Origin of the sequence: Nostoc punctiforme PCC 73102, assembly GCF_000020025.1 — a bacterium.
Classification (GTDB): Bacteria; Cyanobacteriota; Cyanobacteriia; order Cyanobacteriales; family Nostocaceae; genus Nostoc; species Nostoc punctiforme.
This window is the reverse complement of sequence record NC_010628.1, coordinates 7,786,876-7,807,075: the sequence shown is the minus strand read 5'-3', so window position 1 is coordinate 7,807,075 and position 20,200 is coordinate 7,786,876. Positions and strand designations below refer to the sequence as shown.

The 20,200-nt window shown below is 39.5% G+C and carries 12 protein-coding genes and 1 pseudogene; 7 read left to right on the top strand and 6 right to left on the bottom strand.

Annotated elements, in window-relative coordinates; genetic code table 11:
• Positions 1-78 precede the first annotated feature (78 nt).
• Entirely contained in the window at positions 79-717 is a 639-nt protein-coding gene (locus tag NPUN_RS32100) for a glutathione S-transferase family protein (protein ID WP_012412534.1), read from the bottom strand.
• Positions 718-871: 154 nt separating this feature from the next.
• Entirely contained in the window at positions 872-1,597 is a 726-nt protein-coding gene (gene rpaB, locus NPUN_RS32095; protein ID WP_012412533.1) for a response regulator transcription factor RpaB, read from the bottom strand.
• A gap of 346 nt (positions 1,598-1,943) precedes the next feature.
• Here rpaB and NPUN_RS32090 point away from each other — a divergent pair, with 346 nt between their 5' ends.
• On the top strand, positions 1,944-2,210 hold the full coding sequence (locus tag NPUN_RS32090) for a hypothetical protein (protein ID WP_012412532.1): 267 nt from the start codon (positions 1,944-1,946) through the stop codon (positions 2,208-2,210).
• A 404-nt stretch (positions 2,211-2,614) separates the two neighbouring features.
• Here NPUN_RS32090 and NPUN_RS32080 read toward each other — a convergent pair whose 3' ends face one another.
• Both NPUN_RS32080 and NPUN_RS32075 read right to left on the bottom strand, forming a co-directional pair.
• Positions 2,615-6,571 (bottom strand): helicase-related protein, encoded by a 3,957-nt coding sequence (locus NPUN_RS32080; RefSeq protein ID WP_012412531.1) that lies wholly within the window; start codon positions 6,569-6,571, stop codon positions 2,615-2,617.
• A complete protein-coding gene (locus NPUN_RS32075) occupies positions 6,571-9,756 on the bottom strand; it encodes a hypothetical protein (protein ID WP_012412530.1) in 3,186 nt (1,061 codons plus the stop codon). The genes NPUN_RS32080 and NPUN_RS32075 overlap by 1 nt, the downstream gene beginning before the upstream one ends.
• 272 nt (positions 9,757-10,028) lie before the next feature.
• Here NPUN_RS32075 and NPUN_RS32070 point away from each other — a divergent pair, with 272 nt between their 5' ends.
• The 3 genes from NPUN_RS32070 (at position 10,029) to NPUN_RS32055 (ending at position 14,042) form a co-directional block, all read left to right on the top strand.
• The gene (locus NPUN_RS32070) at positions 10,029-10,850 is read left to right on the top strand and encodes a hypothetical protein (RefSeq protein WP_012412529.1); all 822 of its coding nucleotides are present in this window, start codon (positions 10,029-10,031) and stop codon (positions 10,848-10,850) included.
• A gap of 230 nt (positions 10,851-11,080) precedes the next feature.
• Complete coding sequence (gene purH / locus NPUN_RS32065; protein WP_012412528.1) at positions 11,081-12,625, top strand: bifunctional phosphoribosylaminoimidazolecarboxamide formyltransferase/IMP cyclohydrolase; 1,545 nt, start codon at positions 11,081-11,083, stop codon at positions 12,623-12,625.
• 784 nt (positions 12,626-13,409) lie between these two features.
• A complete protein-coding gene (locus tag NPUN_RS32055) occupies positions 13,410-14,042 on the top strand; it encodes an HD domain-containing protein (protein ID WP_012412527.1) in 633 nt (210 codons plus the stop codon).
• A 467-nt stretch (positions 14,043-14,509) separates the two neighbouring features.
• Here NPUN_RS32055 and NPUN_RS32050 read toward each other — a convergent pair whose 3' ends face one another.
• Positions 14,510-14,809, bottom strand: a complete 300-nt coding sequence (locus NPUN_RS32050; RefSeq protein WP_012412526.1) for a hypothetical protein — start codon at positions 14,807-14,809, stop codon at positions 14,510-14,512.
• Positions 14,810-14,930: 121 nt separating this feature from the next.
• On the bottom strand, positions 14,931-16,055 hold the full coding sequence (bchI, locus tag NPUN_RS32045; protein WP_012412525.1) for a magnesium chelatase ATPase subunit I: 1,125 nt from the start codon (positions 16,053-16,055) through the stop codon (positions 14,931-14,933).
• A gap of 230 nt (positions 16,056-16,285) precedes the next feature.
• Here bchI and NPUN_RS32040 point away from each other — a divergent pair.
• From NPUN_RS32040 to NPUN_RS32030, 3 genes and pseudogenes are all read left to right on the top strand, one after another.
• Positions 16,286-17,386, top strand: a pseudogene (locus NPUN_RS32040) (HindVP family restriction endonuclease).
• A 4-nt stretch (positions 17,387-17,390) separates the two neighbouring features.
• Positions 17,391-18,386: a DNA cytosine methyltransferase gene (locus NPUN_RS32035; protein ID WP_012412524.1), complete on the top strand. Its 996-nt coding sequence runs from the start codon at positions 17,391-17,393 to the stop codon at positions 18,384-18,386.
• A gap of 524 nt (positions 18,387-18,910) precedes the next feature.
• Positions 18,911-20,107, top strand: coding sequence for a glycoside hydrolase family 10-like protein (locus NPUN_RS32030; protein WP_041566530.1), 1,197 nt, complete (start codon positions 18,911-18,913; stop codon positions 20,105-20,107).
• Positions 20,108-20,200: the final 93 nt, after the last annotated feature.

The following is a 20,200-nucleotide window of genomic DNA, read 5'->3' as shown; positions in this document are numbered from 1 at the left end:
AATTACAAGAAGATGGGACTGATGATGTTATAAATGCAACATTAACCAGTTTCTAATTATTTGAAATTGGTACAAGAATTATTGAATGCTATTGGCGAAGTCGTATCTGCCCCCGCGTTCAAGAGCGCGTTTGTAAGCAAGCCGCGTATGGATGCGCTCGATAAATTGTTTAATTTTCGGTCGGCTTGAGATGAGTTCGGCTTCCATAGCGACTATTTCCAAAGGAAAGCTCATTTGGATATCGGCGGCGGTGAATTCTTCGCCTACGAACCATGTACTTTTGCGAAGTTCACCTTCTATATAGTCAAAGTGAAGCTTAATTTGGGGTGCGATAAATCCTTCGTTTACGCTGTCTCCTGTACCAAAACGGTTAAAGAGAAGATTCATTACCAGAGGTGGCATTGCAGAGCCTTCGGCATAATGCAGCCAATAAGTGTAGCGCAGACGCTCTGGCGTACCAGATAGCGGGATTAGCTGACCATTACCGTAGCGATCGACGATGTATTCAATGATAGCGCCCGACTCAGCAACAGTATTTTCTGCATCAGTGATTACTGGTGACTTGCCGAGGGGATGGACTTCACGCAGGGATGCTGGTGCAAGCATCGTCTTCTGGTCGCGTTCGTAGAACTTAATTTCATAATCAATCCCTAATTCTTCAAGCAGCCATAGCACGCGCTGCGATCGCGAGTTGTTAAGATGATGGACAACGATCATAATAGCTACTTTTTTACAATGGAGTTATTACTGACTTTTCATCATCTGAAAGTATCATCATCTGACTAATTCTTCATCTATCTAATGGTTTGTTTTGGGTAGTAGCTAAATCAAGCACTTATTTCTGGATTTGGAATTCTTCTTCAATTTCCTCCTACTGTGATTCAATAATTCGTGGGAAAAAATAACCACTACCTCTTGCTGTGATAATCAACTCTGGTAAGTTGGGGTCATCTTCTACCTTTGTCCGCAATCGGGAGATATGCACATCTACTACACGGGTGTCTAAATGAAGTCCTGGTACGCAACCCCACAATAGCTGCAACATTTCTAATCGGGAAAAAACTTTTCCAGAATTGTTTACCAACAACTCTAGTAAGCTAAATTCCACACCTGTCAGGCGAATGCGTTGCTCGTTTTTATAGACTTGCCGCTTATTTGTATCAATTTTGAGATTGCCCACACGAATTATCGTGGAATTAGGAGTGGTATTGACACTAGTTTTATGGAAGCATCGCCTTAGTATGCAGGCAATCCGAGCTTCTAACTCCTTGGGAGAGAAAGGCTTTGTCATGTAGTCATCAGCACCTAACTCTAGCCCAGTAATCCTATCGGCTACGTTTCCCAAGGCTGTAAGCATAATAATTGGTACATCTGACTCTTTCCGTAATTCTTGGCATACACCGTAGCCATCGAGCTTTGGCATCATCACATCCAAAACTATTAAGTCAGGAGTGGATACACGAAAAGTTGACAAAGCTTCTTCACCATCGCTAGCTGTGACGACATCATAGCCAATCATGGAAAGACGCGTCTCTAAAATCCGACGTATGCTCGCTTCGTCGTCTACTACCAGGATTTTTCCTTTATGACCTGACAAGTTTCTCAATGCTCCTTTACAGCGAGAACTCTTAACCCTCTATTATCAGGCTTGATTGAGTCTAAAACACAAAACGGCCTTGGACTTACTCTAAAGCAGTAGTGTAAATTGCTCAAAGCATTTGTGCAAAATTATGCTAAGGCATCTGTACCAAAATAGAGATTTGCACTCGATTAAGAAATTCCTCAGCAGGGGACTCGTATTTTCCAGAGATTTAGTGTATCTTGTTTATTCCGTGCAATTATTAACACTCATTTCACCCACGACTTTTTACAACTCTGTTGTCATCTGACTTTTCAGCTAATGACTTTGATATTCAGTGAATGAAAACTTTTAATTAATAGATATGAAGATCATCAAAAAATCTGACACGCTGACCCTGAAGAAAATGATGGAAATCCAAGAGGCTGAAGACCAAAATCTTCAAGCTGATACCGTCAATTTTTCACCCCCTGTAGTTGATGAGCAACCAGTAGCGATTCCAGAGCCGAGAGAACCCGACTACATTCCATTGCGCGATAATCCCATAGTCCAATCTGTTGGCAATTCCGGCTGGCAAATTTCTGATATTTGGCGGGATATCCGCGTAGATGATTTTTGTAATTTTGGATAACTGTCAACCGTAGTTGTTGAAACTGCTATAAAGCTTTTAATGTATCGGTAATTTGTCAATCTCAAAACTTCAAGGTAATTCCGAATTTATCTTTGATTTTGACTTGGATTGATTGGATCTATGGATGGTTGATTGTTTTACAATTTTCAACCATCTTTAATCAAGTTAACTGTATTTCTGGTGTAATCGCCCGACTCAAAACTAGCAATTATTTACGATATCCATTCAATACTGTTTTGAGACAGCTTATGGCTTGGGAATCTTGCCCGTTAAAAGACGGGCGAGATACCTATGCTTCTTCTATTCCAAATAAAGGATTGCATAGTATAGTATATATGTGTTTTACTCTTATAGTTTGGTTGAAAATTTGACTTTGCGCTAAGTAATTCCTAAGCGTACATTAACTATTTGTTATCTGCTTCATCTTCAAGCAATATTGTATTAAGAAGATTTAATTCACTGGATGCCATAAAGTAGCGATCGCTAAAAACTGTTTCTAATTGTGTAAAAATCCGCCTACCTGCCACAGCTACCCAAGGAAATGTTCGATAGTGAGGTACTACAGGTATGATTAAGCCTTGAGGAGTTAGAGAACGTCCTAGCGCACTTCTCCAAGCTTGGGGATCTTCTAATACTTGTTGGCGGGTATCATCTTCTGATTGCTCATTCCAGAAATGGGGATAGTCGAGGGGTAAACCTACAACTATATTTTTAGTTTTCAATGCTTGACGTGTGGAAGATTCAATAACAAATCCTTCTTGTTCCCGACTCAATAACTTATATAGTTCGTTGGCAGGGCGTTTGAGTTTTGAGGGAAATTTGAACTTCTTGCTTTCGGCAATTTCTTTTAATAGTCCTAAAAGACGACTGCTATTTTGTTTAATATCAGCTTTCCATGCTTCAAAGCTAAATATTTCTTCAGTTTGGCGATCACTCCAATCTTCTATCCAGAAAGGGCCTATACAAGTTAGACTATCAGGTATCTCTAGCGCATCACTATCTAAAGATGGCAATAAAGAACTCTGAATTCTAGAAACAGCTTTAACCAAAGCTTGTAAAGTTTGATAATTTGCATAAGATTTGGCATTTTTCTCTAATGATTGACCTCTCAAGTCAAAATGCTTAAAGATGTTTGCAGTTAACTGCTCGGCTTTTTTCACAATTGCTTTTGCTTCTTGAGGGTGACTATCGCTGATAAAAATTTTGGCTTCACGCAATAAATCTAATAAATCATCAGACATCAAACGCAATAATTCTTCATCTCCAACAGAGCCAACTGGGACAAATGCAATTCTATTTTTATTAAGTCCTGCATCACCTTTAATGCGAGTATGAATTGTAGAGCGCAGCATTACCAGCAAAGTCAATAAATCGCTGGACTGACGCAACCATAGTCTTTTGGCATCAATGTCCTCTCTTTCAATGATGAAATCATTGATTAGCATAACTAACCGTCTATCTTTGTTATCTCCAGAAACCTCCATTCCGGTTTCTGGATTTGTATACATTCCTCTACCACGGTAAATTAATTGCGCTATTTCCATTAAAGCGGCTTCAATATTAAATCGGGGGATTGCAGCAATAATGCAATCTGTTTTTGGGAAAGAAACACCTCTTGCACCTGAAGAAGTCATGAGGAAAACCCTAACTTCATCTCGTCGTGGCGGCTTTACTAATTTCAATCGCTGATCGGGTGATACACTTTGATCCAAAACCTCCACCTCTCCCCTTTTTAGGAGAGCTTCTTTACCAGTGGTCAATTTTTCCTGTAACTGACGTAGAAAAGCTTTATCCTGAGCAAAGAAAATTAACTGCTCTACTCCCTTGTGTAAACCATCCTTAATTTCTAAGTAGGCATTTGTCAGTGACTCTTCTTCTGATTTTTCTCGAATTGCTTGTCTAATTGTCTGCTCTCTACCGTCACTGTTTTGGCCTGGTTTAATGGGAGAGAGTCTAATACTGTAGTCAATAGTGAGTTTACTGGCGGGGTAGCTATTTGTCATGACGTGTAGTGTTGGGTGTTTTTTGGGGCCAATTTTTGTATGAGTGCCTGTTACCCGAAACGCTGCTTCACCTCGACTCTGACTTATTAGTACTTTATCAGGAGCGCGATCGCCTGAGTTCAAAAAGCTATCCAATACAACTTCATTGCTGAGTGAGGCATCAGCCAGAATTAGCACAATTTTAAACGGAGATCGATTTGTATCAAAAGGTTTAATAAATTGCTGTTCCAACCATTCTGCTACCTTACGGACAAAGGGCGCTCCTGCACCATCACCAGCGAGTTCATCTACCATGACAACTATAGTGGGAATCCGCGCTGCAAATGCTGAACGTTCATTCTTTCCAGCTTTAGTATCGGCTTTTTTTGCAAATAAGTTATTGAAGGCATTAACTGTGGTTGATTGATCGTTGAGTGTCCGATAACCTTGAATAGCAGCAGTCATTACTAGCTGATTAACCTGCGGGTTGGCTTCTAGCAATTTGCGGGCTGACTTTGCGATCGTACCCAATACACCAGGGCTGTAAAGAGATTCTATGCTGTAATCTCTTTCGTTAAGACGGCGTTTAAAGCGAGTCGAGCCGACTATATTGCAATCAATATCAAGTTCTTGTTCTGGCGTTAGGAAGAAGATACTGCCAAGAGGACGTATGAGTTTTTCAATACCATCAACAACAACAGCACTATCGATACTATAGGGTGGAAAATTGTTTTGCTGAACCTGTTTTTTATACCATTCGGGAACTGCATCAATCAAATTTCTATTACTGGTGATAGTTAATATCCCTGTGGGTTGCTCGTTTTCTCTAGCAAGTTTGTCAGTAACATCTCGATTAATTACAACTCGCGGACTGAGATAAAAAAATAAGAAGCCTTGAGACTGCTGTTTAAGAAATTTAATCACAGCAGTAGTTTTACCAATACCCGGATTTCCTTCCAAAGCTAGGACGTTAATTTTACCGACTTGAGCAGCACTCAGACCGACAAAAACTGCTGCTTCGTGTACTTGTCGCAGAGGAATTGTTTCCTTGTTAGGATTGATTTGATTGACAAAATTAGCAATTTGTGTAACTGGGTCGCTACCAAAAAACTCATGTAATGCGTTGTGGTCTTCAATAGATGCGATCGCCTCATCCTTGCTAATTTCACCCATTGGGTTGTAAAAGTCCGTCACATTTTCATGAAAGAGAAAGTGGGAGTATTGACCTAAAGGCGGTTTTTCAGCTAGAGACTTTGCTTGTTCTTTAAAAGCAGACGGTAGTCCTCCTAAGAGCTTCTTGAACACCAAAAGAATTTCTGCATCTAGATCGAGCGGCACATCATCATCTGAATGTTTAGCCTTGCAATATGCTTGCCCCAAAGATTTCATTAACTTGGCTCTAGTATCTGGTTCAGATTCCACACCCCAGAATTGAGCAGCAAGACTTTCAATACCATTGGATGTGACAGCGATCGCTCTAGCATGACAACTTCCTTCTAAGCGTTTACACTTGCGTAACACATGAATCAGGCGCTCAGTATAAGATGATGACTGACAGAGCTTGAATAATGGTTTATCTTGACCGCTAAATGCTGACAGAAAACTTTCCAGCCTTTTAGAGAGAGAAAATTCTTCACCCTCAACCTCTGCACAAACTCTAGAGAAGACCCCCCGTGATTCCATGTAACGTGCATAACGACTTATTTCTTCTGTGTGAGGAGCTTCATTTTTAAAATCTGCAAATTTGATGGGTGCGTTATACGAAAATTCCAAACAGAGAATTAAATTCTCAATTTTTTTGTGCTTTAGATCATTTGGCTGGGAGAAGACATTTTTAAAGTCTTTAGAGGGTATTACTTCATCTTTATCTGTGTTTCTGTGGGAACTAAATTCGTTGGACAGCCATAAAATAAAATCGGCTCTGGCTGGTTGTCCTCGGTTGACTAAGTTCTCATCTGGTTTCCCTGGTATATTGAAAGTTTCTTGAAATGCTTTTGCTGTCTCTTCTTTTTCTTCATCTCGTTGCATTTGCTGCCCTGGCAATGTCAATGGACACCAAATTGCTTCTAGTTTAGGTTGTTTAATTTGACTGTGGTGGAGACATTCACGCATTGTTGTCCAACCTAAACCATAGCCAAGTACCAGCAGATGACGCAGCATTGTTTCTACCCATTCTTTGTGATTGGGATCTGTTATTTTGAATGCTTTCACCAGTTGGTGGGAGACATCTGCATTTTTGTGAGATTGCCAAAGCTGGAAAACAGGATGATCGTTCAACAGTAAGTTTCTGTGAATCAACTGTTGTAAAACACCGCGTTTAACAGCAATTTCAAATATCTGCCCCCAAATAGAGGCTTGTTGTAGAAAGGATGATTCCATTACTTCCTGTGCAGAACTTGAGAAACGTAGGTGAGTACAGCGCGATAATTAAGTAATACCTGTCCTTTGCGGCGGGAGTGGAGAACTTTCACTTCACCAGCCTCCTCAACTGTATTAGGCGATATCCAACTAAATGGATCTAGTACTGGGCTAAGTTGACTTTTGTACACACCTCGTTCAGCTTCAATAAAATGCAAGCCCCGTAGTACAGCTAGTAAGCAAGGATGAATACGAGAGTCTGAATCAGGATTAATCAAATGCTGACGAGCGCGTTCAGTCCAGTTAATATTGCTAACTTTTCCATCCGATACTAAAAAATAAATGCAGAAACCAGATTGTAAGCGCTCTTCTGCTTGAATAGCATGAAGTGTGGCAAAAGTATAAACCGGAATTAAATCACGAAAGTAATCTGCCCTAACAGATCGCTGAAAATCTGAATGATCTCCAGCTTGCAAAATTTCAAATGCCGCTTCACTGTAACCTCGTTCGCGCAAGCGTGTAGCCGGAAATACATCCCGCATCATTGGATAAATGTTGATATCAGGAAACGTTTGAAAGACTGCTTCTAAAAATTCTGTAGGTATTAAAGAAGAATTGTTATCTGCGGCTCGATTAATGCGGCGATCGCCATAGGCATGAGCTAATAAAATAATGTGCTGACATTCTTTAGCTCTGAGGTGACGAATTTCTTCTTGAACTAGGCGTTGCGTTTTCAGCTGTTCTGGAGAATCAAGCACATCAGACTGCATCCGCTCTCTTTTAAGTTCATAACCTATAAACGGTTCACTAACGGCTGTAGCAATATAACTTTGAGTGAGAAAAAGATAAGCCTTTTCACTATCATTGGGAAAATTTCCCTCGTTACAGGGACGGCTGGCGTAGGAAATTAAACCAATCTTGGGGGCTGAATGAGAATCTGGGCTACTAATGCAAAGTGGAAACGCACTTAAAAACGCCTTAAAAGTACCAGATTTAATAAAATCTTGGTTTTTTTTGGTTTGTTTCACCACATTATCTAAAATAAGTCCCTGCATTCGGATCGGGGTATCTTCACCTAGTATGGCTTCTAAAGTTTGGGCGGCTGCGTAAACGTAAGCATCACCGCTCTTGTCTTTATCATCATCTAGTTGTTTTCCTGTTTCTTGCAGTCGTAGCATTAAGGTTGTAAAGTCAACCGATGTTTCCTGTTCGCATTTTTGTAATCGTCTAATAATCCGCCACAAACAGCAGTAAACTAACACAGCAAAGGCGGTGACTGCGGCTGCATGATACTGCTTATTTTCCTCAGAGTCTCTTGTATTCGCTCGTCGCCTCACAGTTTCAACATCGTATTCAACTATGATTGCGGCTGATAATGCCCACCCAGCAAATTGAGAAGCATTTGTAGATAGCTCATAAGTCCATTGACGATCTTCTCCCTTCTGCCAAGAACGAGGAACCCAACAAACTTGGAGGAGTTTCTGCGGTAATATACGCTTTGCCCGTAATTGACTAAGTGTATCTTTAGTTTTTAAGTCATATTCCGACAGATCGGCAGTAACCTTAACCGAAAATAGAGATTTTGCTGGTTGCTCACAAATTTCAATATGTTTGAACCATTCAACCTTTTCGCTAGTATTTTCTTGTGGCTCTACAAGCAACTTTCTCACACCTAATGTTGCCCCTTCTAGGCGATCCCAATTAATGATGCTGCTTTTTACACAGATGAATTGTTGTGAGGAGCGATCGTGAACTTGAGATATGACTTTTTGGCTCCTATCGCGCAGTACTTTCATTAGAGCCTTGGCGATTGATTTCATTGACTCAGAGCGTTCCTGTAATTCGTCTAAAGTCTGGCGAATAGCTTCTATGCCCTGCGATTGAAAATTTGCTAGGAGTTGATTCACCATATCTGTTAGTGATTCTTTAGTTAGCGGTTCCTCGTCGTTTTTGGGAACGACTACTGCCAAAAAGATCAGTTGAGCTAAACGACGACAAATTTCCCAAGGTTTTTGTAAGGAAGATTCATCATTACTCAGTAAATATTCTCTAATTTGATCGAGTCGTACTTCAAAAGCAGGTTTGCCTAATTCTGGATTTTGCCCATTGACTCGAAAACGATAACTTACTTCACGCTCTACTTGATTTTTAGTCTTTTGCTCGAAAATTTGAGTTTTCCACTCAGGCCAAACAGCTAGACAATAATAAAAGGTCGCTTTGCTAAGTTCATCTGCCAAGTCGAACTCAGCTGCACTACCGAAATGAGTCATTAAATCAACCGTATAGCCTTCTTCCTTAGCAGATTCAACTAGAATGAGTATTCGATTGACATACTCTACTAAAAGTTGGTAATCTGGGTCATTACTTGAGCGGGCATTTTCTGCGATCGCCTCCATAATCCGAAAGCTAATTGTCAATCGGACGCGTGATAATGCTTCGTCGTCTATGAAATTTAAAAAACGCTGTATTTGGCTATCATATCGATTTTTTTCCTCTTCCAAAGTTGCGATCGATGAATCCACATCATCTTCATCGTTGTCACGTTCGTCTTTCAAATATTGCGCGGCAGCACTGCACATTTGCTCAAAATAATCAGTATTTTCAACTCGTTCGCGTGCAGAAATAACTGTCGCCACAGACTTGTTATCCTTTGTATCTCCAGCTTGAAATGCTAGGTGTACGAGATTGGCAGTATTGGGTATATTCTGGAAAGTCGTACCTGCTTTTTTAGCAAGATGTTTGAGTTGCTGTTCAGCTTTATCTAACAGCAATGTTGATAATAAGCTCTCGGAAGGTACAGCAATATTAAGTGCTTGGTCAATAGCAGCCATTAATCTATCTACCGCACCAGGTAACTTTGTGGCATTACCATCACTCAAACAACCACCAACGCGCGACTTATTACCTTTTGCTGGCATCGATAAGTTTTGAATAAACCCACCGCCAGGAGCAGGGTTAAAAGCTTCTTTAAATTTAGGTTGTGCAAATAGCCGATACATAACGGCTGAAGTACTTATTCTCAGTCGTTTATTTTGCTTGTCATCAAATTCAAACAGCTGCATACCTTTAGGATTTAGCTGGTTATGATTTGCCTGATTACTGCTAGGATCTATAGCTTGAGCAAGTAACTCTATGACTGTAGCGAGGTCAATAGACGGCTTAAGCGATCGCGGGTCAACGTTAGCGCCAGTACCTTGTGAAGGCATAATTATTTCCTTTGTAATTTTCAGTATTACGACTGCTTCATCTGCTTGAACTTTACAGTCTCAGCAAATGGACTCAATATTTTTAATATCTTAAATGTGTCTAATCTGTCAAGATGGGTATATTTTACGTTTACAATAGTTTTTTAAGATTTATTACATAAATAATTTATATGATGATGTGTACTTTTGAAAAGATACAGGGGAATATTAATGAATATAAATTTACAAATATAACTAATAATGTAAATTTTAATTTTTTCTAAAAACCAAAAATGGATAAGAATAATTTTGAGGCATTTACTAACTTCCCAGCATTGAAAAAGAATGCTCTTAAAGTCTGTGGTCAAGAATTTATTGATAGCTTGACTAAAAAAGGTATCTATGCAAAAGATAGTCAATTCTGGGACGAGGTTAATAAAAAGCTAAATATTCCTGATGATGCTTATGAAAGCAAACAGACTAGAGAACAAACAGAACGCGAACAAGTGCTGTTAGAAAATAAAGCTAAAAAACAAGCAAAAAATGAAAAATTGCTGGCAAATAAAACAGAGGTACTCAGTGAAAATAGAAAAGATTGGAAAATTACTGTTTTTGAACTTACCGAATCAGATATTTTTGGCAAAAGTTTTATAGCAGAGTGTACTAAAGAACCAGACTTACAAGAAAAAACTTCGTTCTGTAATACTAAAGGAGACGCTTATAGTCAAGCTTGTAATCTTGTAGATCAATTTGAAATAAAACAAGAAAGCTTAAGAATTTTTCGAGAACATTATGCAGTCATTAAACCTTTATATCTCATGATTATATACCTTTCGAGTGTAGATCAACATAATGAGTACCTTAACAATAATCGTGAAAAGTCTAAAGAAAATTTTACTGGTGTTAACTGTTGGAATGGATTTGATTTTGATATAATTAATGCTTTAGTGGCAGAAGGATTATTAGAATTTTCCTCAAATAAAAATAAACTTATAATGAAAAAACAAGCTATGAACGTTGCAAGAGAGGTTTTAAAGAAAATTAATATTGATGGAGTAGACAAGCTTTTAGAGCAGCGAGAATATCATGAAGAGTATATTAATTACATTAAGTGAATTAGATATTATGGAGGATTACATAAGTGAATTAGATATTATGGAGGAAGAAGAAGACGAAGAATAGATGTCGCCTTGGCACAATACCTGCCACTTATAGCAGTCTTAATTGAGAAAGGTGATGGTCAGATAGTTATTAACGCCATTATTTCTAATGGTCTTGAACTGAACCAAGGCTTATGCAAAACTTGAGATCCTTCGCTTCTAGCCTACTTTTAAGGAATCGATCAATGGCGCGTCTAGCCCTGCTGAGTGTATCTAACAAAACTGGTATAATTGACCTAGCCCGTAGCTTGGTTGAAGAATTTGACTTTGATTTAATCAGCAGTGGGGGAACAGCCCAAGCACTCAAAGATGCGGGACTCCCTGTCACCAAAGTTGCAGATTACACAGGTTCACCAGAAATTTTAGGTGGTCGAGTCAAAACCCTACATCCCCGGATTCATGGCGGAATTTTGGCGCGGCGAGATGTTCCCCAAGATATTACAGATTTAGAAAATAACCAAATTCGCCCGATTGATTTAGTGGTGGTGAATCTATATCCTTTTGAGGAAACGATCGCTAAACCAGGGGTAACATTATTAGAAGCTGTTGAACAAATTGATATCGGTGGCCCAGCTATGTTAAGGGCATCATCGAAAAACTTTGCACATCTGGCTGTATTATGCGACCCAGCACAGTATGACGAGTATTTGGAGGAATTGCGCCAAAATAACGGTGTAGCATCCCTAGAGTTTCGGCAAAAGGCGGCCTTAAAAGGATTTTCGCACACTGCTAGTTACGATCAAGCGATAGCGCAAGCGCTGACTTGTCAGTTCGCATCTTATCTCGCAGATACACAGCAGTACACCCTTAGCGGTACACAATTACAATCTCTGCGTTACGGCGAAAACCCTCATCAACCCGCCACCTGGTATCAAACTGGTACTACTCCAACGGGATGGGCAGCCGCGACGAAACTCCAAGGTAAAGAACTTAGTTACAATAATTTAGTTGATTTAGAAGCTGCACGCCGAATTATTGCTGAATTCACTGATACTCCAGCCGCAACGATTATCAAACATACAAACCCCTGTGGTACGGCGCTGGGAAGCAGTATTTCTGAAGCGTACAAAAAAGCTTTTAACGCTGACTCTACTTCTGCCTTTGGTGGAATTGTCGCACTCAACCGTCCGATTGATGCGGCTACAGCTAGCGAGTTAACCAAAACATTTTTAGAATGCGTGGTTGCACCAAGTTGTGAAGCCGAAGCTCAAGAAATCCTGGCTAAGAAATCTAACGTGCGGGTTTTGACTCTAGCTGATTTGAGCAGTGGCCCTAAAGATACAGTGAAAGCGATCGCAGGTGGTTTTCTTGTCCAAACCGCCGATGACATTGTTGCTGATACTAGTCAATGGCAAGTAGTCACCGAACGTCAACCCACCGACAGCGAATTAGCCGAATTGCTGTTTGCTTGGAAAGTTTGCAAACACGTTAAATCGAATGCCATTGTTGTGACAAGCGATCGCACTACACTAGGAGTAGGCGCTGGTCAAATGAACCGCGTCGGATCAGTTAAAATTGCTCTAGAACAAGCTGGAGAAAAAGCCAAAGGTGCAATACTGGCCAGCGATGGATTCTTCCCCTTCGATGATTCCGTGAGAACAGCCGCAGCCGCAGGAATTACAGCCATTGTTCAACCAGGGGGAAGCCTGCGCGATAAAGATTCAATCAAAGCTGCTAACGACCTGGGTTTGCTGATGGTTTTAACTGGTGTACGTCACTTTTTACACTAAATTATTGCTTGTCAGGTGTACGGTTGAGAAAGTGTCATACTATATACTTTCTTTATAATTGAATTCGTGATATCTTATATTTGTGTGTGAGGAGCAAGTTAAAAGTAAAAAGCGTTTGGGGTGGAAACACGGCAACACTCCCAAGCGCTTTTTAATTGGTCAGAAATTGGATTGCTTGTGCAGTTTTGAAAATGTCACTCAATATACTTGCCATTAGATAAAAGTAGTGATATGTTTTAGTTGTGTGTGAGGAGCAAGTTAAGAATAAAAAATGCCTGGGGTGGAAACACGGCAACACTCCCGGGCATTTTTTAATTTGCATATAAAAATTGGATTGTTGGTACACTTTTAAAAGTGTCACTCACTTTAATCGTCTTTTCATTAAAGCAATGATATTATTTAATCGTGTGTGAGGAGCAAGTTAAAAATAAAAAGCGTTTGGGGTGGAAACACGGCAACACTCCCAAGCGCTTTTTAATTGGAATACAGAAAAAATGTCTTGCAGATGTGCCGGAGTTAAAAATCGAAAATCCAATCAATAAGAGGAAAAGGGGCAGGGAGCAGGGGGGAAATCCCCATACATAAATGTATTTGTTCTGAACTAAGGAAGTATTATTTCTTGTGTGACACATCTCGTTCGCGCAGCGTACTGTAGACATAATAAATATTTTTACTTTTGGGCATAAATAAATTTACTTGCTCTGAAACCCAGTCAGACACGGTAATTTAAATATCTTTCCCCCTGCTTCTTGAGTCAACACTTATCCAAAAATCAGAAATTCAGGTGCAAATCAATCGGCTGACTCAACAAATTCAGTTCATCATCGAAATTGATCGATTGAAGCAGATAATGCGGCAAACCCTACTTATGGATGGGTCACGCCGAGAAAATAGTGCAGAACACTCTTGGCATTTAGCTGTAATGGCGATCGCCTTAGTAGATTATGCCCCAGAGGGTGTTGATATATTCCATGCCATCAAAATGCTGCTAATCCACGATTTGGTAGAAATTGATGCAGGTGACACCTTCTGTTACGATGTGCAGGGTAACGACAGCAAAGCAGTAAGAGAAGCACAAGCCGCATTGCGTTTATTCGGACTTTTGCCAGCAGATCAAGGTAGCGAGTTGCGTTTACTCTGGGATGAGTTTGAAGCAGGAGAAACACCCACCGCCAAATTTGCCGCAGCCTTAGACCGTATACAGCCTTTGCTGCATAATCAGCAAACTCAGGGTGGGACTTGGCGTATTCATGGCATTAGCCGCAATCAGGTGATGAAACGGGTAGCGCCAGTAGAAACAGGTGCGCCGGAACTGTGGCCCTTTGTCCTGCAATTGATTGATGATTGTGTGACAGCAGGATATCTCAAAGATGATGCTGCCCTAATTACTCAAGATTTTCGGGCTGAAAATTATTAGATTTTTTCCAAGCCTAAATATATAGATTCTAAAATCGTTTCTTTAAACATTTCATCTATAGATTTTGGGTTGCGAATGTGAACTCACAACCTTGTGCAATTGCTCTCCATTTGTTTGGAGATTAAAGGCAGTTCTGTATTTGCAAAAGAGTCTGCACCAAATACCTGATTAAATACTTAAAAAGTGGGTGACGAGGGATTTGAACCCGCAACCAATAGATTAATAGTCTGTTAGCCAGAATGAGTAGCATCTGAGTAGCGCGATCGCAGTTGGCGATCGCTAAAAAATGAAAGGTTGCACACTTAATTGAGTAGCGAAAGGATAATAACTACCTGAAGTGCTTACTAAGCAATCATCCTATTGAGTTGTGTATGGAATTGGTAGAAATGCAGAATTGGTGATTGGGCATAGGGAATTGTTAATTTAAGTTTCTTCCCCATTCCCTATTCCCCATTCCCTACTCCCCATTAAATACTGTACATTAAATCAGCAAACCCATAGAGGCTGATGATCAGCAATAACGATGCTGTTAGTTGGGTAATTCGCGCCTGGGGTGAGGGCGCGATCGCTTCCCGCACTAAAATAGAAATAGATGCCCCAACTACTAGGCTCAAGCCTAAGATTAAATAGGGTAGTCTGTCTGGTAAAACACTAGCTATTGCCAGCATAGCGATCGCTAATAAAAGCATCAATAATTCTACAAACCTGGGTGGGTTGTATTGGCTAGATAAAACAAAGCTGTTGAACCAAAAAGACCAAAATCTCATAATCAGTGTTGAATATTGTTAGCGGTAGCGGGGACTTTAGCCGGTGTTGAGTTAAGAGTTGTTAGTAATGAAGCAGCTTTCCATTCAAAACTTTTAACTCCTAACTCCTCACTCCTAATTTTTAACTTCTAGCCCCTAACTTTTGACCTGTGCCGTTTTTTTGTGCAGTATCACTTTCTGGTAATTCTACGCCAAAGACGCGGCTAAAAACTTTGGCGACTTTGTAGCCAGAATCAATCGATTCTAAGGGGTCTTTCCGGAGTCTGTGACGCAAGCATAGGGTAATCACACGGCAGATATCATCAACTGTAACTTCAGTGCGTCCTTCATAAGCTGTTAAGGCTTTCGCGGCCCGGTTACTAACAATGTCACCCCGCAAACCATCTACATCCAATTCAGAACAGACTTCAGAAATTTTTACCCGCAGTTCATAGTCAAGCTTCACTTCTGGCAAAAGCTGTTGAGCATTGACAATTTGCTCTTGCAATGCCTCTTGTTGGGGTTTGTAATTTTCGAGAAATACTAGAGGATTTTGGTCAAAATCCGCCCGTTGTTCCACGATTTGCACCCGCAAGGCTGGTTCTTTTACGGTGTGAATTTCTGCGTGCATCCCAAAGCGATCGAGCAGTTGCGGGCGTAGTTCGCCTTCTTCCGGGTTTCCAGAACCCACAAGAACAAAACGTGCTGGGTGACGGATAGAAATACCTTCCCGTTCTACAGTGTTCCATCCACTCGCAGCGGAATCTAGTAGCACGTCTACGAGGTGGTCATCTAGTAAGTTGACTTCATCTACATAGAGAATGCCCCGGTTAGCCTTTGCCAGCAGTCCCGGTTCAAAGGCTTTGACACCTTCAGATAAAGCTTTCTCAATGTCGATTGTGCCACAAACTCGGTCTTCTGTAGCTCCTAGCGGCAGGTCTACCATTTGGACTTTTTTATGAGCTACAGGAATTTCCGCCCCTTGTTCTAAGAGTTGGCGGACTTCATCACTCATCAAGTCGGGGTCGCTAGGATCGCTGCTGAAGGGGTCATTGGCAACCACAGAAATTTCTGGCAGCAGATCCGCCAGCGCCCGGATAGTTGTGGATTTACCGGTACCGCGATCGCCCATGATCATTACACCACCAATCTTGGGGTCAATCACGTTCAATAGGAGCGCCAGTTTCATTTCTTCCTGGCCCACAATTGCCGTAAAAGGAAATACCACGCGACGCGCACTTGCCGTGGATTGAGCAGTTGGACTCACTAAATTACCTTAACAATATTTTTCTTATTACAGTTCTCTATTGTGACACAGTTGGGGTGTTGAATAAGTTAGTAATTTTAAAAGCATTATTCAATACATTGCTTTAAGTATATACACTAAAATGATAATTTTTGATGACATACACATAATATATCCATAATAGATAGTGTCAAGGCAAAATCACTAATTGCGGAAGATGCTATTTAAATGAGTATGCAATAAAGAAACTAATGAATCAAAATACAGTACAACCTGGTCTTTTTGGATTAGCTAAATCTAACAGAGATTTCTCTCAGGCTAATAGTTGGGGGAAAAATCAATTTAATAATTCTTTTCCTGCTTCACTAGCTTGCTATATGCACTGTCAAGGCCTACAACTAGTCTATTTAACTCTTGATAAAAACCTATAGATTAAACATGGGAAAATTGGTGTAACCGATATTTTTGGTATTACACCACTATCTCCTAACTTATTTTTTGCATTTGAAAGCGATTATCTTCCTTATAGAAAACTAGTTATAGGAAGATTACCACGAGTAGACTTAGTTACATTAAATACTTCTAATGGTGATATTTGCTTGCGTAGCATAGAAATTAAATTAACAGCATTACCAGATAATTCAACTTGTCGCCTACCCGATCATAAATATGGTTGTGAAATTGTTACTCGTCCAGATACCATAGTGTATCTAGCATTAAGTATTGCTGACAAATTTAAAGATTCTAGAGAACAAATACTTAAATATCTTGATCCTGTTTGTAGTGAAATTACTGATTGGATTAGTATTAGTAATATACTTCCTTATATTTCAAGATTGACAGAGAGTCTAGATAATTTACTTTACGATCATATAGAAATGCAGTCTCCATTAGTAATGCAACCAATATGGAAAACTGTTGGTAAAACATCAAAGTTATACCAAAATTGTTTAGATATATTTATTTGGAGTGATTTTGGTTTTACTAGGTTATTTTTTGATGTTACAAAAAAATTACTAATTGGGGCAGAAAGTATTCAACGTCATACGCGAACTGTAATATGGCTGGCAAAAATGTTATATGAATTTGCCACAAATGGTAAAATACCATACGCATCAATAATTGACATATTGACGTATCATACTAAGAATGATAAAGCTTTTGCATCAAGTGGATTAAATACTCATCCTTATATGATTTGTGATGAATTGATTAAACCTAGAATTACTAAAGAAGAGATTGGGAATATTATTTTAGGTGGAGGACAAAATTACTTAAGTCCTGAAAGAAGATTTGATGGTATTATTTTAAGTAATCCAGAGATATTTGACGAAGTATTAAAAAACATATAAATGTATGAAAGAAAAATATAAAGATTATACCAAAAACTCTTCACTTAGAGTTGTAGACCTTTTCGCTGGTTGTGGAGGGTTATCTTTAGGGTTTCAAAATGCTGGTTTTAATATTGTAGCAGCATTTGATAATTGGAAACCAGCTATAGATGTTTATCAAAAAAACTTTAGCCATGAAATTTTTGATTATGATCTTAATAATTTAAGGAAAAACTATCAAATTTTTAGAGAAATATGTCCTGAAATTATTATTGGCGGACCACCGTGCCAAGACTTCTCTAGCGCAGGCAAACGCGATGAAAATTTAGGAAGAGGAGATTTAAGTATTGTATTTTCCGAGATAGTTACAAGTGTTCTTCCTCAGTGGTTTTTGATAGAGAACGTAGACTTATTTCGTAAAAGTAATAAATATAAAGAGGTTAAACAAATATTCAAAAATACTGGATATGGTTTAAGTGAAATAATTTTGGATGCGAGTTTGTGCGGTGTCCCTCAAAAGCGAAAAAGATTTTTTTGCTTTGGAGAGTTACAAGGAAAAGACGAAGGTCTGGAACCTTACCTGAAAAAAAGGTTGGCAGACAAGCCAATGACCATTAGAGATTATCTGGGAAATAAATTAGAAATTCAATATTACTACAGACATCCAAGAAGTTACCAAAGAAGAGGAATTTTTAGTATTGATGAACCTAGCCCAACAGTAAGAGGAGTTAATCGTCCTATTCCTAAAACCTATAAAAAGCACCCTAAAGATCCAGTAAACGTTACAGAAAATTTGCGCCCATTGACTACAATTGAAAGAAGCTATTTGCAGACTTTTCCTGAAACATTTATTTTTGAAGGGACAAAAACAGACCTTGAGCAGATGATAGGGAATGCTGTACCAGTTAAGCTTGCAGAGCATGTTGCTCAAAGTATCCTTGAATATATTAAAGATAATTTAAATCATTCTATAAGAGTTACAGAAAAAACTTATATTTCAGAATTCAGTTCAAATAAATAATAAAATTTGAGATTAAATTTAGTAGTTTAAATTCCCTAAAGTATTTTTACTTGAGTCGTTAGCTTAACTCCTATTTATCAAAATTTCCATTAACTTATTAGCGGAAGTTCATACATCAGTTATTATCATTTCTATACAATATTTGTAATTTTATTTTTTGGAAGTCTTGGAGGGAGATGGAATATAACTAATACTTCTCTACGATAGTCTGCACCAAATACAACATCTAACCGCGAGCTTGCGATGCCCAGAACTAGCCAAATAGAAGAGTTGAACTGATCAGTACAAGTGTCCTATTGTCTATTTCAATCTCTATTGGGCACAAATGCTTACTAGCTGCGTCAACTATCTTAATATTGTCTGCTTTAGTTTTTCTGGTGCAAAAGTTCCATAAGCAGGGAACGAACAACTACCAACTCATCAACCCTGTACTAAGCATAAATACTTGTAGACTAATGGTTAGTAGATTTAATCGTAAAAGCGAGCAATGGCGTGTGTGGGTAGCTAATGCATCATTCCAATTTATGAAATCACTTTTTATTATTCAAAGTTGGCGGCGACTACTTAAGTATCTTTTTCCGATTCTCATTTTAATATCCTTTATTACGGTATTACTGGTAGATAGTTTTACTCCTGCCATCGCACAGTTACCCCGTCAAGAAATTCGCGGGGTTTGGATGACCACCAATGATTTTGACACCCTCAAAAATCGGGATAAAGTGCAAGATGCCGTGAGTCAATTACGACGGCTGAACTTCAACACAATCTATCCTGTGGTGTGGAATTCTGGTTATGTGATGTATCCCAGTGCGATCGCACAACGTGCAGGTATCCAACCTTTTATCTACAAAGGTTCAGATGGACATGATATTCTTGCCGACTTGATTAACCAAGCCCATCGCAAAGGATTGCTAGTGATTCCCTGGTTTGAATTTGGTTTCATGGCTCCCCCAACGTCAGAACTAGCACTGAATTATCCTGATTGGTTCACACAAAAGCGGGATGGTAGCCAAACTTCTATCAGTGCGGCTGGTGAAGTTATGTGGCTGAATCCGTTCCTTCCGCAAGTACAACAGTTCATCACCAACCTCGTGCTGGAAACTGTCACTCAATATGATGCTGATGGTATTCAGTTTGACGATCACATGAGTTTGCCCGCAGAATTTGGCTACGACCAATATACAGTTGCTTTGTACACCAAAGAAACCAAAAATGCTCCCCCAAAAAATTCCCAAGATGCAGCATGGGTAAAGTGGCGGGCAGATAAAATTACGGCGTTCATGGTACAACTTAACCAAGCCGTGAAGCAGAGAAAACCCCAGGCGATTTTCTCTGTTTCTCCTAATTACTATGATTTTGCTTACAAGTTTCACCTGCAAGACTGGCTGAGTTGGATACGGCAAAATATTGTAGACGAGTTAATTGTGCAAGTTTATCGTCCGAATCTGCAAAGTTTTGTGGCTAATATTTCTCGCTCAGAAATTCAAGAAGCCCAAAAAATAATTCCAACTGGAATTGGTATTATGACGGGGTTACGAAATAATCCAGTTCCTATGCAGCAAATTAAGTCTCAAGTGCGGGCTGCTCAAGAACGCGGTCTAGGCGTAACTTTCTTTTATTATGAAAGTCTTTGGAACGATTCTCTAGAACCCTTAAATGAGCGACAAGTTGGATTTGGAAGTCTCTTTCCATCTCCTGCACTCCGCGCCAGAGTTGAATAACTTTTCTGTTGAAGATTACGTTAATAGACTATAAATTAACGTTTTTTCGTCTAATGGTAGTGCGATCGCCTTCCGTTCTGAAAAGCTTAGATT

Bases quoted from the DNA above. Each gene is read 5' to 3' on its own strand.
- NPUN_RS32090 (WP_012412532.1), top strand. From the start codon at position 1,944: ATGAAGATCATCAAAAAATCTGACACGCTGACCCTGAAGAAAATGATG.
- NPUN_RS32035 (WP_012412524.1), top strand. From the start codon at position 17,391: ATGAAAGAAAAATATAAAGATTATACCAAAAACTCTTCACTTAGAGTT.
- NPUN_RS32030 (WP_041566530.1), top strand. From the start codon at position 18,911: ATGAAATCACTTTTTATTATTCAAAGTTGGCGGCGACTACTTAAGTAT.
- NPUN_RS32070 (WP_012412529.1), top strand. From the start codon at position 10,029: ATGGATAAGAATAATTTTGAGGCATTTACTAACTTCCCAGCATTGAAA.
- NPUN_RS32100 (WP_012412534.1), bottom strand. From the start codon at position 717: ATGATCGTTGTCCATCATCTTAACAACTCGCGATCGCAGCGCGTGCTA.
- purH (WP_012412528.1), top strand. From the start codon at position 11,081: ATGGCGCGTCTAGCCCTGCTGAGTGTATCTAACAAAACTGGTATAATT.
- NPUN_RS32080 (WP_012412531.1), bottom strand. From the start codon at position 6,571: ATGGAATCATCCTTTCTACAACAAGCCTCTATTTGGGGGCAGATATTT.
- NPUN_RS32075 (WP_012412530.1), bottom strand. From the start codon at position 9,756: ATGCCTTCACAAGGTACTGGCGCTAACGTTGACCCGCGATCGCTTAAG.
- NPUN_RS32050 (WP_012412526.1), bottom strand. From the start codon at position 14,809: ATGAGATTTTGGTCTTTTTGGTTCAACAGCTTTGTTTTATCTAGCCAA.